Origin of the sequence: Patulibacter sp. NPDC049589 (assembly GCF_040675535.1) — a bacterium.
Taxonomy (GTDB): domain Bacteria; phylum Actinomycetota; class Thermoleophilia; order Solirubrobacterales; family Solirubrobacteraceae; genus Patulibacter.
Genome location: NZ_JBFAPC010000124.1, coordinates 1 through 17,032 on the forward strand (window position 1 = coordinate 1; position 17,032 = coordinate 17,032).

The 17,032-nt window shown below is 76.0% G+C and carries 14 protein-coding genes; 7 read left to right on the plus strand and 7 right to left on the minus strand.

Annotated elements, in window-relative coordinates:
• The 3 genes from AB0L40_RS19860 to AB0L40_RS19870 all read right to left on the minus strand — a co-directional run.
• A partial coding sequence (locus AB0L40_RS19860) for an ATP-binding cassette domain-containing protein (protein ID WP_364358527.1) occupies positions 1–716 on the minus strand: 716 nt, incomplete at its 3' end.
• Between the two features lie 230 nt (positions 717–946).
• Positions 947–2,428 carry a protein adenylyltransferase SelO gene (locus AB0L40_RS19865; RefSeq protein ID WP_364358530.1) on the minus strand — a complete coding sequence of 494 codons (1,482 nt, stop codon included), beginning with the start codon at positions 2,426–2,428 and terminating at the stop codon, positions 947–949.
• 93 nt (positions 2,429–2,521) lie between these two features.
• Positions 2,522–2,956, minus strand: a complete 435-nt coding sequence (locus tag AB0L40_RS19870) for an SRPBCC family protein (protein WP_364358533.1) — start codon at positions 2,954–2,956, stop codon at positions 2,522–2,524.
• Positions 2,957–3,112: 156 nt separating this feature from the next.
• On the opposite strand from AB0L40_RS19870, the gene AB0L40_RS19875 reads away from it, so the two are divergent.
• Together AB0L40_RS19875 and AB0L40_RS19880 are read left to right on the plus strand one after the other, a co-directional pair.
• Positions 3,113–4,573: a wax ester/triacylglycerol synthase family O-acyltransferase gene (locus tag AB0L40_RS19875; protein WP_364358536.1), complete on the plus strand. Its 1,461-nt coding sequence runs from the start codon at positions 3,113–3,115 to the stop codon at positions 4,571–4,573.
• Positions 4,574–4,759: 186 nt separating this feature from the next.
• Positions 4,760–5,368 carry a CoA pyrophosphatase gene (locus AB0L40_RS19880; protein WP_364358539.1) on the plus strand — a complete coding sequence of 203 codons (609 nt, stop codon included), beginning with the start codon at positions 4,760–4,762 and terminating at the stop codon, positions 5,366–5,368.
• Positions 5,369–5,448: 80 nt separating this feature from the next.
• On the opposite strand, the gene AB0L40_RS19885 is transcribed toward AB0L40_RS19880, so the two are convergent.
• Complete coding sequence (locus tag AB0L40_RS19885; RefSeq protein WP_364358542.1) at positions 5,449–6,156, minus strand: response regulator transcription factor; 708 nt, start codon at positions 6,154–6,156, stop codon at positions 5,449–5,451.
• A gap of 61 nt (positions 6,157–6,217) precedes the next feature.
• Positions 6,218–7,486, minus strand: coding sequence for a histidine kinase (locus tag AB0L40_RS19890; protein ID WP_364358545.1), 1,269 nt, complete (start codon positions 7,484–7,486; stop codon positions 6,218–6,220).
• 181 nt (positions 7,487–7,667) lie between these two features.
• Between AB0L40_RS19890 and AB0L40_RS19895 the strand changes: the two genes are divergently transcribed.
• The 4 genes from AB0L40_RS19895 to AB0L40_RS19910 all read left to right on the plus strand — a co-directional run bounded on the left by AB0L40_RS19895 (position 7,668) and on the right by AB0L40_RS19910 (position 14,131).
• Positions 7,668–8,192: a hypothetical protein gene (locus AB0L40_RS19895; RefSeq protein ID WP_364358548.1), complete on the plus strand. Its 525-nt coding sequence runs from the start codon at positions 7,668–7,670 to the stop codon at positions 8,190–8,192.
• Between the two features lie 159 nt (positions 8,193–8,351).
• On the plus strand, positions 8,352–8,873 hold the full coding sequence (locus AB0L40_RS19900; protein WP_364358551.1) for a hypothetical protein: 522 nt from the start codon (positions 8,352–8,354) through the stop codon (positions 8,871–8,873).
• Between the two features lie 113 nt (positions 8,874–8,986).
• Positions 8,987–11,302: a penicillin-binding transpeptidase domain-containing protein gene (locus tag AB0L40_RS19905; RefSeq protein WP_364358554.1), complete on the plus strand. Its 2,316-nt coding sequence runs from the start codon at positions 8,987–8,989 to the stop codon at positions 11,300–11,302.
• Positions 11,303–11,464: 162 nt separating this feature from the next.
• On the plus strand, positions 11,465–14,131 hold the full coding sequence (locus AB0L40_RS19910) for a diguanylate cyclase (RefSeq protein WP_364358557.1): 2,667 nt from the start codon (positions 11,465–11,467) through the stop codon (positions 14,129–14,131).
• Positions 14,132–14,208: 77 nt separating this feature from the next.
• On the opposite strand, the gene AB0L40_RS19915 is transcribed toward AB0L40_RS19910, so the two are convergent.
• Positions 14,209–14,613: a TIGR03618 family F420-dependent PPOX class oxidoreductase gene (locus AB0L40_RS19915; RefSeq protein WP_364358560.1), complete on the minus strand. Its 405-nt coding sequence runs from the start codon at positions 14,611–14,613 to the stop codon at positions 14,209–14,211.
• A gap of 188 nt (positions 14,614–14,801) precedes the next feature.
• Between AB0L40_RS19915 and AB0L40_RS19920 the strand changes: the two genes are divergently transcribed.
• Positions 14,802–15,704 (plus strand): hypothetical protein, encoded by a 903-nt coding sequence (locus tag AB0L40_RS19920; RefSeq protein ID WP_364358563.1) that lies wholly within the window; start codon positions 14,802–14,804, stop codon positions 15,702–15,704.
• 226 nt (positions 15,705–15,930) lie between these two features.
• Here AB0L40_RS19920 and AB0L40_RS19925 read toward each other — a convergent pair whose 3' ends face one another.
• Entirely contained in the window at positions 15,931–16,788 is an 858-nt protein-coding gene (locus AB0L40_RS19925) for a PRC-barrel domain-containing protein (protein WP_364358566.1), read from the minus strand.
• Positions 16,789–17,032 lie beyond the last annotated feature (244 nt).

A 17,032-nucleotide genomic window follows, 5' to 3' on the forward strand; every position in this document is an offset into this window, starting at 1 on the left:
TACGGTGACCGCGCCGGAAGCCTGCTTGGCGAGCTTGCCGGTCTCGAAGGTGATCCGCCGCCCGCCCGGCGCGTCAGCTCGTCGACCGTCGTCGTCGCGAGCAGCCGTCCGCGGCCGATCACGACGAGGTCGTCGGCGGTCTGCGCCATCTCGCTCATCAGGTGGCTGGAGACGAGCACGGTGCGGCCCTCGTCGGCGAGGCCCCGGAGCAGGCCGCGGATCCAGCGGACGCCCTCGGGGTCCAGGCCGTTGACCGGCTCGTCGAGCATCACGACCGCCGGGTCGCCCAGCAGCGCGGACGCGATGCCGAGCCGCTGCCCCATCCCCAGCGAGAACGAGCCGGCGCGCCGGTCGGCGACGGCCGTCAGCCCGGCGATGGCGAGCACCTCGGCGACCCGCGAGCGGGACAGGCCGTGGGTCGCGGCGAGCGCGCTCAGGTGCTGGCGCGCCGACCGGCCGGGGTGGAACGCCCGCGCGTCCAGGAGCGCACCGACGGCGCACAGCGGCGCGGGGTGCCCGGCGTACGGACGGCCGGCGACGGTCAGGCTGCCGGACGTCGGCCGGTCGAGGCCGACGATCATCCGCATCGTCGTGGACTTGCCCGCGCCGTTGGGCCCGAGGAACCCGGTCACCCGCCCCGGAAGGGCCCGGAAGCTGAGGTCGGAGACGACCGCGTGGTCGCCGTAGCGCTTGGTCACGGACCGGATGTCGATCATGCCCCGAACCTAGGTCCGGGCGGGCTCGGTGTCGTCAGCCCGGGGACTGGTCATCGCGGCGCGCTGCGTACGCCTCAGGGATGACCCCGGATGGGGCGCGGGTCGGGGTCCGACCCCGGCGTCGCGCCGCCGTGCGTGGCCCGCGGCACGACCGCCGCCGGGGATCGCGCGGCCGCGTGTGGCCCGCACGACGACCGCCGACCGCGTCGGACCCCGCGTCCCGGCGCGTCTCAGGTCCCGCAGAACGTCCGGTAGTGCCCCTGGTCCTCGGGCGCCGGGCCGGCATAGGACTCGAGGCCCTCGCGCTCCTCGAACGGGCGCCGGACGACGTCGACCAGGCGCTCGAACGGGCCGAGGTCGCCGGCGGTCGCGGCGGCCAGCGCCTCCTCGACGCGGTGGTTGCGCGGGATGTAGACCGGGTTGACCGCGTCCATCGCCGCGGCGGCCTCGCCGGCGTCCCGGCCCTGCGCGGCCAGCTGCGCGCGCCACCGGGCCGTCCAGGCCGCGAGCCCGGCGGAGTCCGCGAACAGGGCGCCCGCCGCCGCGCCGTCGCCCCGCAGGACGCCCGCGAGCGCGCGGAACGCGGAGGTGTGGTCGACGCGCCCGCGGTGCAGCAGGTCGAGCAGGTCGGTCGCGAGCGGGCCGTCCTCGGGCTCGGCGTCCGTCAGGCCGAGCTTCGCCTGCAGGCCGCGGCGGCGGTGCGCCTCGTACTGCGCGGGGAAGCCGTCGAGGACGGCCGTCGCGGCCGCGATCGCGCGGTCCTGGTCCTCGTCGATCAGCGGCAGCAGCGGCTCGGCCATGCGCGCCAGGTCCCACTGCACGATGTGGGGCTGGTTGCCGAAGGCGTAGCGGCCGGCCTCGTCGATCGAGCTGAAGACCGTCGCCGGGTCGAACGCGTCCATGAACGCGCAGGGCCCGTAGTCGATCGTCTCGCCGGAGATCGTCACGTTGTCGGTGTTCAGGACCCCGTGGACGAAGCCCACGTTCATCCACCGCGCCACCAGCGACGCCTGCGCCGCGACGACCGCGGCGAAGAACGCCAGGTACGGGTTCTCGGCGTCCGCCGCGTCGGGGTGGTGGCGGGCGATCGCGTAGTCGGCGAGCCGGCGCAGGACCTCGCGGTCCTTCAGCCGCGCGGCGTACTGGAACGTGCCGACGCGCAGGTGGCTGGCGGCGACGCGGGCCAGGACGGCGCCGGGAAGCGCGGTCTCGCGCAGGACGTCCTCCCCCGTGGCGACGACCGCCAGCGAGCGGGTCGTCGGGATCCCGAGCGCGAACATCGCCTCGCTGATCACGTACTCGCGGAGCATCGGGCCGACCGCCGCCTTGCCGTCTCCCCCGCGGGCGAACGGCGTGCGGCCGGAGCCCTTCAGGTGCAGGTCGCGCCGGTGGCCGTCGACGTCGATCAGCTCGCCGAGCAGGAGCGCGCGGCCGTCGCCGAGCCGCGGCGAGTAGCCGCCGAACTGGTGGCCGGCGTAGCCCTGCGCGACCGTGGTCGGGCCGTCGGGGCCGAGGTCGCCGACCAGGGCGGCGACGCCCTCGGGGGCGGCGAGCGCCTCCGGGTCGAGCCCGAGCTCGGCGGCCAGCGGCGCGTTCAGCGCCAGCAGCCGCGGCGCCGGGGCCGGGGCCGCCTGCCACGGCAGGTACAGCCCCTCGAGCTCGCGGACGAACGTGTCCTCGAAGGAGAAGAGCGAGCGGGCGGCGGTGCTCATCCCCCGAGGCTAGCGAGGCCCGGGGCCGGCGCCCGTCGCGCGCCCGATCCCGGCGCCCGCCCGATCCCGCGCGGTGCGCCGCGGCGGTCCGCCCTACCGCTCGCCCAGGACCCGCTCGAGGCCGTCGAGCGTGCGGTCGGCGCGGGCCTCGAGCCAGGTCTTCAGCCGCCCCTCGATCGGCTTGATCGCGAGCCCGCCGATCGTCGCGGTGAACGACACGGTGCTGCCGCCGTCGCGCGCGGAGATCCGGAAGTCGATCCCCATGCTCGTCCGGCTGGGCCCCTTGCCCTTCAGGACGAACCGCCGGGGGACGTCGAGCTCGGTGACCTCCCACGCGACCTCGCCGGGGACGCCGAGCACACGGACCTTGTGCTTGAACTTCACGCCGACCGCGGAGGTGGTCGGGATGGCCCCGGACCAGCCCTTGTGGAGCGCGAACCAGCCCGGCCAGCCCTCGAGGTCGGCGACGACGGCGGCGACCTCCTCCGGGGTGCCGGGGACGTCGCGGGTGCGCGTGATCTCGATCATGGTCGGCGACCGTACCGGCGCGGCCCGCACGACGGCATTGCGACCCGCGGTCGGAACGGCCGGCGCACGTCGCGGAGCACGCCGCGTGCGCCCGTGCCGCGGCGCGGCTCCTGCGGCGCGCGACATCCATCCCCCCACCCGGTACCGTCGCGAGCGATGCGCGTCCTCAAGCCTGCCGACGCCGTGTGGCTGCTCAACGAGCGGCGCGACACGCCGGCCCACGTCGGCGGGCTGATGCAGTGCTCCAAGCCCGAGGGCGCGCCGGACTCGTTCGTCGCCGACCTCGTCGCGTCGTGGCGGGCGCAGGCGACGTTCGTCGCACCGTTCAACCTGCGTCCACGGCTCGTCCCGGTGCCCGCGTGGGACACGCTGCGCGACGACGAGATCGACCTCGACTACCACCTGCGCCACTCCGCGCTGCCGCGGCCCGGCGGCGAGCGCGAGCTCGGCGTCCTCGTCTCGCGGCTGCACACCCACCCGCTCGCGCGGCACCGCCCGCTGTGGGAGTGCCACATCATCGAGGGGCTGGCCGACGACCGCTTCGCGATCTACTGGAAGTTCCACCACTCCAAGCTCGACGGGATCGCCGCGATGCGGCTGCTCGAGCGCGGCTTCGCGACCGACCCGGCCGAGCGCGACCGCCTGCCGCTGTGGGCGACCCCGGCCTACCGGCGGCCCCGCTCCGCCGCGCCGGAGCCCGCGGACGTCCCGGCCACGACGTCGCTGGTCCAGCGCTCGCGCGAGGCCGCGCTCGCCCCCGTCCGCACCGGGCGAACCGCGCTCGGCTGGGCCGGCAGCGTGCGGAAGATCGCCGGCGTCGGCCTGCGCCAGGTCCGCGAGACGGTCCTCCCCCGCGACGCCGCGCACGCCGTGCCGTTCCGCGCACCGCGGACGATGCTCAACGGCACGATCCACGCGCCGCGCCGCTTCGCGACCCAGCACTACCCCGTCGCGCGCCTGAAGGCGATCGCGCACGAGTCCGACGCCACGATCAACGACGTCCTGCTGACCATCTGCGGCGGCGCGCTGCGGCGGTACCTCGCCGAGCACGACGCGCTGCCGTCCAAGAGCCTCGTCGCCACGCTGCCCGTCTCCGTCCGTGCCGAGGGCGACCAGGGCGCCGGCAACGCGATCACGTTCATCCACGCGCTGCTCGGCACCGACGTCGCCGACGTGCGCGGTCGGCTGCGCAAGGTCCGCGCGTCGACCGCCGCCGCGAAGGCCCTGATCTCCGAGCTGCCGCGCTCGACGATGGACGCCTACACGCTGCTCCTCATGGGCCCGTACCTGAGCCAGCTGGCGCTCGGGCTGGGTGCGCGCGGCCGGCCGATGCACAACATCGTCATCTCGAACGTCCGGGGCCCGGCGGAGACCCGCTACGTCGAGGGTGCCAAGGTCGACGAGATGTTCCCCGTCTCGCTGCTCTTCGACGGCCAGGCGCTGAACATCACCGCGGTCAGCTACGCTGGCGAGTTCTGCATCGGCTTCACCGGCTGCCGCGACTCGCTCGCGAGCATGCAGCGGATCGCCGTCTACTGCGGCGAGACCGCGGACGAGCTCGACGGCGGCACCGCGCAGCACGGCGGCGGCCCGGCGCTGCTGGGCGACGCCGCCTGAACCGTCGCCCCGGGGACCGACGGCGGCCGGCCGGGGGAGGGCCGAACGCCGGGCCGCTCGCCTGCGGCGGCGCCCGCGCGATGACGGTGAAGGTCATCGGGTTGAACATCAACCTGCTGAACGTCCTCGGCACGCAGATCCTGCCGGTCTGCTCCAGCTGACCGGCGGGAATGAGAGGGTGGCGTCGTGCTCGCGGTGACCCGCGCGCAGGCGTCCACCCGCCTCGCCCGCTTCGACCCCCTCCCGGCCCCGCTGCCGGAGGGGACCCGGCGGGCGGCGGTCGTCCTGGCGGTCCTCGACGGTGAGGACGGCCAGGGCGTGTGGATCACGCGCCGCAACTCGCGGCTGCGCGACCACCCCGGCCAGTGGGCGCTGCCCGGCGGCCGGACGGATCCCGGCGAGTCCGCCGAGCAGGGCGGCCTGCGCGAGCTCCACGAGGAGCTCGGCGTGGACCTGCCGCCGGACGCGGTGCTCGGCCGGCTGGACGACTACCCGACGCGGTCGGGCTTCGTGATCACGCCCGTGGTCGCGTGGGTCGGGCGGTGGACCGCGCCGCTGGTGCCGAACCCCGACGAGGTCGCCTCCGTCCACCGGCTGAGCCTGGACGAGCTCGACGTCGAGCCGCGCTTCCACGCGATCCCGGAGTCCGATCGGCCCGTCGTCCAGCTGCCGGTCCGCGACTCGCTGATCCACGCGCCGACGGCCGCGGTGCTGCACCAGTTCCGCGAGGTCGTCCTGCACGACCGCCACACCCGCGTGGCGGGCTTCGAGCAGCCGGTCTTCGCCTGGCGGTGACGGGGCGGCGACGCTCGACCGGGCCGCGCACCGGCGCGGGACGCGACGCTCGCCGGCCGACCGGTGCCCACGACCGTCCGTCAGCCCGGCCCGTCGCCGCCCGCGACCCCGCGCTCGTAGGCGTAGTGGACGGCCTGGGCGCGGTCGCGCGCGCCGGTCTTCGCGAAGACGTGGTTGACGTGCGTCTTCACCGTCGCCTCGCTGACGACGAGGGTCGCGGCGATCTCGCGGTTGGAGAGCCCGCGCGCGATCAGCCGCAGGACCTCGCCCTCGCGGGCCGTGAGGTCGTCGGGGAGCCCGGCGCCCCGGGGCGGCGACGCGTTGACCACGGCCACGTCCGGCGGTGCTGCCGGCGCCCCGCCGGCCGCCCCCAGCACCCGCGCCTGCACGGCCGGGTCCAAGAGCGCCTGCCCGGCGGCCGCGGCGTGGACGGCCCGGGCGATCTCGCGGCTCCCCGCGTCCTTGGTCAGGTAGCCCCGGGCGCCCGCCCGCAGCGCCCCGAAGATCGACTCGTCGTCGGCGTAGGTCGTGAGGACGACGACCTCGACGGCCGGCTGGGCGGCGCGGATCGCGCGGGTCGCCTCGACGCCGTCGAGGACGGGCATCCGCAGGTCCATCAGGACGACGTCGGGCGACTCCCGGGCCGCGAGCTCGACCGCCTCGGCGCCGGTCGCCGCGACGCCGACCACGGTGATCCCGTCGAGCAGGTCGAGGATCGTCGCCAGGCCCTCGCGGACGACGGCCTGGTCGTCGGCGACGACGACCCGGACGGGCTCGGGGGCGCTCATCGGGCGGCCGCCCGATCCGCGACGGCGTGCGGCGCCGCGCGGCGGGTCGACGGCGACCGCGTCACGCCACACCCTCCGGTCGGGAGGTGGCGTCGGCGGCCGGGGCCTCCGCGTCCGGCGCCGCGAGCGGGATCCGCGCGACGACGCGCCAGCCGTCGCCGTGGGGCGCCGCCCGGACCTCGCCGCCGATCGCCTCCGCGCGCTCCGCCATGCCGAGCAGACCGTAGCCGCCGCCGGTCGCGGCCAGCGCGCCGCGGTCCCCGCCGGCGGCCGCGGCCTGCGTGCCGCCGCCTCCCGGCGCACCGCCGTCGGGGGCCGCCGTCCCGTCGACCACGAGCGGCCGGTCGGCGACCGTCAGCTCGGCGTCGGCCGCCGTCACGGCCAGCCGCACCGCCATGGCGTGCCCCGGCGCGTGCTTGTGCACGTTGGTGACGGCCTCGCGCGCGATCCGCAGCAGCGCCCAGGCCGCGTCGGCCGTGAGCGCCGCCGGGTCGCCGTCGACCTCGAGCGTCGCCGTCCCGCCCGTGGCCCGGTGGTCGACGACCAGCGCCTCCAGCCCGGTGGCCAGCGGGACCGCGTCGCCGCGCAGCGCGCCGACGGCCTCGCGCGCCTCCTGAAGGCCCTCGCGCGCCAGGCCGTGCGCCCGGGCGACGTGGCGCAGCGGCCGGCCGTCGGGATCCGACCGCTCGAGCAGCAGCACCGCGGCGTCGAGCTGGATCGTCAGCCCGGCCAGCGAGTGCGCGAGGACGTCGTGGACGTCGCGGGCGATCCGGGCGCGCTCGTCCAGCGCTGCGGCGCGGACCTGCTCCTCGCGCGAGCGCTGCTCGCGGGCGAGCAGCAGCTCGGTCGCCTCCATCCGCAGCACGAACTGGCGGCGGTTGACTCCGAGGAGCGCGGTCGCGACGAACCCGGCCGCGTAGGCGGCCACGCCCGTCGCCGAGCCGTCGTAGACCAGGGCGGCGCCGGCGACGACCGCGACCGTCCCCGCGACGAGGACGGCGAGCCGCAGCGGCGGCAGGCGCACCCCCGCGGCCACGCACGCCCCGAACGCGAGCGCGCTGCCAGCCGACGGCGGCGACGCCCAGCAGAGCGTCGCGCCCGTCAGGCCCAGCGCCCAGAGGGCGGCCGACTCGAGCCGGTCGCGGCCCGTGCCGGGCGTCGGCAGCGCGACGAGCGCCGCGAGCCCGACGACGAGGAGCACGAGCACGACGAGTCCGCGTCCGTGCAGCGCGGGGGCCGGATCGGCCCGCGCGACCGACCACGCGATCGCCACCCCGCCGAACAGCTGGACCCGCCGCGGGATCAGCTGGGGCGCGGGCGACGTCGGCATCGCGTCCACGCTACGCGCAGGCCCGGCCGGTCGCCTCCACCCGGGGGTGGAGATCCGGGTGGAGACCGGCCCGCGACGCCCCGCGGTTCCACCCACCGGATCCACCCGTGCGCCGATGGCAGGAGCGAGGGCCGGTCGTAGCGTGGATCACGTCGAAGAACCCCTCCCCCGGAGCCCCGAAATGTCCTTCTCCCACGTCCTCCTCCTCAACGCCGCGATCCTCGGCGTCGTCCTCTTCAGCGACCTCGGTCGCAAGGCCTTCAGCCGCCGTCGGCTCGTCCGCCCGCTGCTGATCGCCGGCATCGTCGGCGCCACGATGGTCGCGGGGGTGCCGTCGCACGGCGACGGCCTGCTGCTCATCGTCCTCGGCGTCACCGCCGGCGTCGTCCTGGGCGCGCTCGCCGGTGGCCTGCTCCGCGTCGAGGCCGACGGCGACGCGCCCGTCGTCACCGTCGGCGGCCCCGCCTACGCGGCCTTCTGGACCACCGTCGCCGGCTTGCGCGTCGCCTTCGCCTACGGCTCCGACCACTGGTTCCGCAGCGACCTCGGCACCTGGATGCTGCACCACCAGGTCACGAGCGACGCCCTGACCGACGCGCTCGTCCTGATGGCCCTGGCGATGGTCGTCACCCGCACCATCTCCGTCCTGGCCCGCGTCCACGCCGCCGGCGGCGCCCCGGCCCTCGCGGCGACGCTCGCCCGCTGAGGCCGGGGCCGCGGCGGCCGGCGGAGTCCGCCGGCCGCCGCGGTCCCGTCCGGGCCGGACCGCCCGGTCCGGCGCACGGGAGCACCGGCTGCGCCCGACCGGTGCGGCGCGCGTCCCCGCCGGGCACTACCGTCCCCGGGGGCCCCGCGCCCGCCCCGCATGTCCTCCGTCCTCCCCGCCGTCCCCCGCCCCCGCCCGCGCCGTCGCGTCCTCGCGACGGCGCTCGCCGCGTGCACCGTCGCCGCCGGCGCCCTGACCGGGTGCGGCGGCCAGGCCCAGCAGGTCCGCGACGCGCTGGCCTACTCCCAGCGGGTCAACGAGGTCCAGCGCGGCTTCGAGCGCGACCTGACCGACCTGCGGCGGGCCGCGAACGAGGCCGAGGTCCTGAGCGACGTCGACCGCGCCGTCCGCCGACTGTCCGCCAGCGTGGACGGCGTCCAGCGCGGCCTGCGGGCCGTCGAGCCGCCGTCCCCCGTCACCGGGCTCCACGGCGAGCTGATCGACGCGTTCGGCCGCTGGAGCGCCCCGCTTCGCCGGTTCCTGGTCGCCCTGCGGACGAAGCGGCCCGCCACGATCAAGCGGGCGCAGGACCGGTTCATCCGCGACACCGACGCCGTCCAGCGCCGGGTCGGCGACACCGCGCAGCGGATCAACGTGAAGCTCCGCGGCCTGTCGGACTGACCCGACCGCCGCGCGCCCCGCGGTCGCCCCGGTAGTTTGGGTCGGCGTGGGTCCCGGGCCCCGCGACGGCAGGGTCCGGGCGGGTCGGACGTCGTCTCGGACAGGGTGTGTGAGTGGGGTATCAGGAACGAACAACGCCGGCGCCACAGCTGGCGATCCGGATCGCGGCCTTCGGCATCATCGCCTTCGGGGTCTTCGCGGTCCTGTTCCTGCGTCTCTGGTTCCTCCAGGTCCTGCAGGGCGACCAGTACGTGCGCGAGGCCACGAGCAACGGCGCGCGGATCGTCCGCACCGCCGCGCCGCGCGGGATGATCCTCGACCGCGACGGCAACGCCCTCGTGTCCAACCGCGTCGAGGTCGTCGTCGCGCTGCGGCCGGAGTCGGTCCCCGAGGAGGACCGCACGAAGATCGCCGACTGGGGCCAGAAGCAGGGCACCTACGACGTCGCGCGCGCGAAGCTGGCGGACGGGTTCGTCGCCCGCTCGCGGGCGCGGGAGGCCGCCCGGATCGCCGACCGCACCCCGGCGCAGCGCCGCCGGATCGAGCAGCGCCAGGCGCTCGAGACCCCGGCGCAGGCGAAGGCCCGGGCCACCGCCGAGGCCGCGCGCCGCGAGCGGGTGCTCTCCTCCGCCGACCGCCGCGCCGGCCGGCAGCTGCGGCGCACCGGTCCACGCGACCCGCGGACGCTCACGCTGCGCCGCGACGCGTCCCCCGAGCTGACGGCGCTCCTGCGCCGGTTCTCCACGCCGCTGCAGGTCTCGGCCGCCCGGCTCTACCGGCGCGTGGTCTTGAACGTCGTGAAGCTGCCGTACGCGAACGTGCCGCTGAAGTCGTCGGACATCGGCGCCGGGCAGCGCAACTACCTGCTCGAGCGCCAGTCGTCGTTCCCCGAGCTCGCGATCGGCCGCGAGTACCGGCGCTTCTACCCCGGCGGCGGGATCGCCTCCCAGCTGTACGGCAACATCGGCGAGATCGGCAAGAGCCAGCTCCGCGAGGCCAAGTACGCCGGCCTGCGCGCCGGCCAGCGGATCGGCCAGGACGGGCTCGAGTTCGAGTACAACGCCTTCCTGCAGGGCAAGGACGGCTACGACGAGGTCGAGGTCGACGCGCAGGGCCGACCCACGGGTCGCAACACCCCGCACCGGCCGGTGCAGGGCCGCAGCGTCAAGCTCTCGATCGACAGCCGGCTGCAGCGGGCCGGCGAGCGGGCGATCGCCGACGTCATCAAGGGCGGGCTGGACTCGAAGACCGGCTACCGCGCCGCGGGATCGTTCGTCGCGATCGACCCGCGCAACGGCGAGCTGCTCGCCGACGGCTCGTACCCCGAGGTCGACCTCAACAAGATCAACGACCCGAACCTCGACCGGCGCACGTACGGGCGCCTGGTGGGGCGCAAGGCCGGAGTCCCGCTCTACGACCGTGCGTCCCGCGGCCAGTACGCCATCGGCTCGACGTTCAAGATCGTCACCGCGCTGGCGGGGCTCTCGACCGGGCTCGTGACGCCGCAGAGCCGCGACGAGGGCGGACGCTGCCTCAAGGTCGGAGCCCGGGAGTTCTGCAACGCCGAGAAGGCGGACCTCGGGACGTCGAACCTGCGCCGCGCGCTGCAGGTCTCCTCCGACGTCTACTTCTACGCGATCGGCCGCGACATCTACAAGAAGCCGAAGCAGCCGCTGCAGTCCTGGGCGCGGAACTTCGGCTACGGCCGGAAGACCGGCGTCGACCTGCCCGGCGAGCTCCCGGGCGTGATCCCCGACCGCGCCTGGCGCGAGAAGCGCAACGCCGAGGAGCTCGCCTGCCGCAAGAAGAAGAAGGTCGCGGACTGCCGGACCGTCGCCGACGTCAACGGCCAGTTCCTGACGGGCGACAGCATCAACCTCTCGATCGGCCAGGGCGACTTCCTCGCCACGCCGCTGCAGGTCGCCACCGCCTACTCCGGGCTCTACGACGCCCGCGGGTCGTACACGCCGGACCTGCACATCCCGACGCCGCACCTCGGCATGGAGATCCAGCTGCCCGACGGCCGGCTCGACAAGCGCTTCAACGCCCCCGCCCGGCGGCGCGTGCCGATCCCCGACGCGTCGTGGAAGCGCGACATCCTGAACGGCCTGCACGACGTGACGTCGACCCCGGCGGGCACCGGCGGCAAGCTCTTCTCCGGCTGGGACCAGGGCGCCTTCCCGGTCTACGGCAAGACCGGGACGGCGCAGCGCTGCGCCGACTCCGTCTGCCCGGACCAGGCGTGGTTCGCGGCGATGGTCCCCGACCCCGAACGCCCGATCGTCGTCGTCGCGACCGTCGAGAACGGCGACTACGGCGCGACCACGGCCGGGCCGATCGTCTGCCGGATGCTGCGCGACTGGTACCGCCAGTCGCCGAAGACCGCCGCGTGCGACGCGAAGCAGGGGTCCGTCAACTCCGCCGAGTGACGGACCCAGCCGGGCAACCCTCCTGCCGTCCCGGCCGCCGGAGTACGATCGTGCCCCGGACGTCCATCGACGGCGTCCACCCGCTCGCCCCCACGACCGGACCTGCACCGGGCGCCCCGGACCGGGGGCGCCGACCACGCCGACCCGGAAGCCCCACCGATCGTGACGCCGAACCGCTCGCTGCGCGCCCCCTCCGGGACCACCCCGGCGGACGACGTCGCCCCGACGCCCAGGCCGCCGGCCGCGGCATCGGGCGGCGCCGTCCCGGTGCCCGGTCCGCTCGGGTCCCCGGCGCGCCTCGGCGTCCTGGAGCGCCTCGGCCTGCTCGACGGCGTGCCCGACGACTCGTTCGACCGCGTCACCCGCATGGCGACGCGGCTGACCGGCGTCCCGGTGAGCCTCGCGGTGCTCGTCGACGACGAAGAGCAGGTCTTCGTCGGGCAGACGGGCCTGGACGAGCCGTGGGCCTCGCGGCGCCGCACGCCGCTCAGCCACTCCTTCTGCCAGCACGTGGTGCTCGACGACGCCCCGCTCGTGATCGCCGACGCCCGCGGCGACGCGCGGCTGCAGGACCACCTCGCGATCGCCGAGCTCGGCGTCGTCGCCTACGCCGGCGTCCCGCTGGTCTGCGACGGCGAGACCGTCGGCTCGCTCTGCCTGATCGACGGCGAGCCGCGCGTCTGGACGCCGGACGAGCTGGAGGTCCTGCAGGACCTCGCCGCCGTCACCACGACCGAGCTGTCCCTGCGGCTCGCGATCGCCGACCAGCGGGCCGCCGCCGAGCGGACGGCCACCAGCGAGGAGCGCTACCGCTCGCTCGTCGCGGCGATGAGCGACGGCGTGGTCCTCCAGCGCGCGGACGGCACGATCGAGGCGAGCAACGCCGCCGCCGAGCGGATGCTCGGGGTCACCGCCGGCGCGGTCGCGGAGCCCGGCGGGGCGGGCCCCGGCCGGCGGATCGTCCGCGACGACGGCAGCGACCTCCCCGCCGGAGACCACCCCGTGGGCCGCACGCTGCGCACCGGCCTGCCGGTCCGCGACGCGGTCCTCGGCGTCTGCCAGCCCGACGGCACGACGACCTGGATCTCGGTCTCCACCGAGCCGCTCTTCGACGGCACCGACGCGGCCCCCTACGCCGTCGTCTCGTGCCTCAGCGACGTCACGGACCGGCGCGACGCCGAGTCCCAGCGCGCGCTGCACACGCGCGAGCAGGAGGCCCTGCGCGCCGTCGCGACGCTCGTCGCCAGCGAGGCGCAGCCGCTCGCGGTCTTCGCCGCCGCGGCCGAACACGTCGCCAACGTCTGCACCGCGACGATGAGCCGCGTCGTCCGGCTGGAGCCCGACGGCACGACCCGGCTGGTCGGCGCCTGGGGCCCGACGGCGACGGCGGTCTCCCCGGGGCTCGGCGACCCGGTCGGGCTGCAGGACGGCTCCGCGATCGCGGCGGTCATGCGGACGCGGCGCCCGGCGTCGGTCGCCGGTCGCGAGGTCGCCCCGGACGCCGCGGACGACGGCGACCCGACCGGCATGCGGGCCGGTGCGGCGGCGCCGATCGCGGTCGACGGGCGTTTCTGGGGCGCGATCAGCGTCGGCTGGGAGCAGGGCGACCGCGTCGCCGACGAGGACCTCTCGAGGGTCACCCGCTTCGCCGACCTCGTCAGCCTCGCGGTGACGGGAGCCGAGGCGCGCGAGCAGCTCGCGGAGATGGCGTTCACCGACCACCTGACGGGCCTGAACAACCAGCGCGCGTTCTCGGACCGGCTCGAGGAGGAGGTCCGTCGCTGTCACCGCTACCGCCGGCCGCTGAGCCTGATCGTCTTCGACCTCGACCACTTCAAGCTCATCAACGACACGCACGGGCACGCGGCGGGCAACCGCGCGCTGGCGGAGTTCGCGACCCGGCTGCTCGCCGTCCGCCGCGGCAGCGACGTGATCGCCCGGGTCGGCGGCGAGGAGTTCGCGTGGATGCTGCCCGAGACGGAAGGCCGCTCGGCGATCGTCGCCGCCGAGCGCGCCCGCACGGCGATCGCCGACACGCCGTTCCAGGGCGTCGGGCGGATCACGAGCTCGGTGGGCATCTGCTCGCTGGAGGACGCCGACGACGCGCAGCAGCTGTACCGCCGCGCGGACCTCGCGCTGTACTGGGCGAAGGCCGCGGGCCGCAACACGATCGTGCGCTACACGCCGGAGCTGATCGCGGCGGCGCCCGGCGCCCAGAGCACCCACCGCCTCGAGTCGGCGAAGACCCTGGCCGCGGTCCGCGCGCTGGCGAGCGCCGTCGACGCGAAGGACCCGTCGACGCAGCGCCACTCCGAGCGCGTCGCGGAGCTCGCGGGCGAGCTGGCCCGCACGATCGGCTGGGACCCGGCGCGCGTCGTGCTGCTGCACAGCGCCGCGCTCGTGCACGACGTCGGCAAGATCGGCGTGCCGGACACCATCCTCCTGAAGCCCGCGAAGCTCACGAACGAGGAGTACGAGCAGGTCAAGACGCACGCGGCCCTCGGTGCCGAGATGGTCGCGGACCTCCTGAGCCGCGACCAGGTGCTGTGGATCCGCCACCACCACGAGCGCCACGACGGCCGCGGCTACCCCGACGGGATCGCCGCGGGCGAGATCTCCGAGGGCGCCGAGATCCTGGCCGTCGCCGACGCGTGGGACGCGATGACCGTCGCCCGGCCCTACGGGTCGCCGCGGCCGATCGACGACGCGATCGAGGAGATGCGGCGCGGCACCGGCAGCCAGTTCGCGCCGCGCGCGATCGAGGCGCTGCTGGCGATCCACGAGCGCGGGCGGCTCGGGACCGGGGCCGCGCCGACGCGGCGCGGCTGAGCCGGCGAGACCGGTCCCGGGGCCGCGGACCGAGCGCCCGGCGCGGGCCCGTGACCGCCGGCCGCCGGCCGCGCGCGTCAGCGGCCGAGCAGCTTCCGCGACCCGAGCACACGGGTCACGGCGACCTCGATGGCGACCCGCTCCGGGTTCTCGCGCGGCGTCCGGTAGCGGCCGGCGTAGCGCGCGACCGCCTCGGCGACGCGCTTCGGGTCGTCGGTCGTGCGGGCCGTGCCCTCCAGCGCGATCCAGCGTCCGCCGTCGACCTGGCAGACCGTGGCCGCCACCCCGTCGCGGGCGTTGCGGGCCTTCTGGCTGCCGCCGCCGGTGATGACGCGGGCAAGTCCGGTCGACGGGTCCCACGTGAACCCCACGGCGGTGACGTGCAGCGAGCCGTCCGGCCGCAGCGAGGAGAACGTCGCGAGGTGCCGCTCGGCCAGGAACGCGAGCGCGTCGCCGGTGAGCTGGTCCGGGGTGACGGTCATGGCCGGATCATCGCGGGTGGGCCGGAAGCGCCGCGGTCGGGCGGGACGTCCCCTCCGGACCGCCGGCGTGCGAGCCGGCCCGGGACCGCGGTGCGCGGGGACCGATGAACGCCGGATGCGGGCCCGTCCTCACGAAACCCTCATGCGCCGGGCGCGTCCTCCGCGCCGCTCCGGGGTAGGTCCTTGATGTGCTCCCCCACGCCCCCGCCCCATCCGCCCGCGCCCGGAACCGGGCGCGCCGTGCCCTGCTCACCGCCGGCGCGGTCGCCCTGGCCGCGGCCTCCGTGGCCGCCCCCGCCGTCGCGGCCGACGACCCGCCGGATCTCGTCCCGTACTACGCGACCCCGTTCATCCGCGGCCTGAACCTGATCCCCGGGTACGACACGAACTGGACGCCGCAGGGGCTGGCCTACTGGCCGGAGCACGACGCGCTGGTGATCTCGTACTACGACTCGTCGAAGACCCCCCAGAACAGCCGCCTGGCGATCATCGACCGTTCCACCGGCGCGCGGCTGAAGATCGTGTCGCTCCCGTTCACCGGCCACGTCGGCGGGCTCGCGGCGAAGGGCAAGTACCTGTGGGTCGCCAACGAGGGCGCCGTCACGCGCGTCCGCAAGACCGACATCGACGCGACGCCCGACCTCGGCCAGGTCAGGACGGCGGGCGCGAAGAAGGTCCAGGCCTCGTCCTACATGACGATCGTCGGCAACAAGATGTGGGTCGGCGCGTACGACAAGGACCAGGGCTCGAAGGCCTACCGCTACTCGCTGGGCAGCCGATCCGTACCGAAGTTCGACGGGCACACCATGAACACGCCCGCGCAGGTCCAGGGCATGGCGATCAAGGGCAAGAAGGTCCTTTGGAGCCTGTCGACCGGACGCGACGAGCGCAGCACGCTGGCGATCCGCTCGACGAAGGCCCCGACCGGCGGCGGCCGCAACATCGTCGCGCCGAACATGTCCGAGGGCGTCGTCATCGCCAAGGGCGAGGTCCACGTCCTCTACGAGTCGGGCTCCGGGACGTACTCGGACGCGAGCTACCGCGTGAAGACCGTCCACCACGCGCCGACGGCGGCGGTCTTCGGGCCGTAGGGCGGACGTCTCCGGGGGCCGTAGGGCGGACGTCTTCGGGGCCGTAGGGCGGACGTCTTCGGGGCCGTAGGTTGGACGTCTTCGGGCCGTAGGGCGGCGGACTTCGGGCCGTTACGCAGACCCGGGCGCGGGGCCGCGGGGCCGACGCCGCTTCGCGCCGGCCCGGGGGCGCCGCCCGGCGTCCGTGCGCAGTGGGAGCCGGCGGCGCCGCTCGCCGTCGACGACCTCAGAGGTCGTCGCGCTGCTTGCCGGAGTCCCCCGGCACCGGGCCGCGGTCGGCGTCCTCCGCGGCGACGTACCGTCGCATCCGGGAGCGGTAGATCCCGCTGGACGCCGTCGACGGGCCGCCGGCGTCCGGGGACTCGGGCGCCTCGACCTCGTCCTGCGCCGACGCCGGGGCCACGGGGCCGTGCTCGGGGGTCGCCTTCGCGCCGCCCGTCGGGATCTCCGTCGCGCCGAGCCCGTGCTCGCGGGCGTGCGACGTGTCGGGGGCGCCCGCCGGCTTCGGGACGTCCGCCACCGGCTGCTCGACACCGTCGGGGGCGCCCGGGGGCTTCGGCACGTCGTCCGAGCTCCCGTCGCCTTGGATGTGGGGCAGGCCCGCCGGGGCGGGGGCGTCGCCGGACGCCGGCGGCGGGCCACCGTCGGGCGGGACCGGGTCCTCGGTCTCGCTCCGGCCGGTCGGGCCCTCCGGCCCCCAGCGCTCGGGCAGCTCGCCGTCGGCCGACGGGGCGGCCGCGGAGATCGCGTCGCCCGCCGGGGCGGCCCCGTAGTCCGTGCGGCCGTAGTGCTCGAACAGCCGCGCCTCCTCGTCGGGACTGAGCGCGCCGTCGGGATGGATGTTCGGCGCGTCCTTGACCGTCGCCTTGTCGAACGGCACGGTCACGTCGCCGTCGGCGAGGTCGGCGTCCGTGATCAGGACGAACGACGACCTCAGGCCGAACAGGCCGGTGTTGACGAGGGCCCACTCGGGCTCGCCGCTGGCCTCCCCCAGGAAGATCTCGTCGATCTTCCCGATCTTGTGGCCTCCGGAGTCCACGACCTGACGGCCCTGGAGCTCCTCGACCTCGTGCAGATGCGGCATGTGCGTCCCTTCGCTCGTGGCGGGTCGCCGGACCGCCGGGACGCCCCGCGCTCGGGGCGGGGCGTGGACGGGCCGGCCTCAGGGGGCCGCTACCCGACTCGCTCTGCGAGGAACGTCACACGATGGAGGGATGCGCCGCCGCCGCTCGGCGTGTGCCGGCCGGCCGGCGTCGACGGAGGACGCCGGGGGTCGGCCGGCGGGGCGGCGCGGCGGACCGGGGCCGGGGGCGCGGGGGGATCGGAAG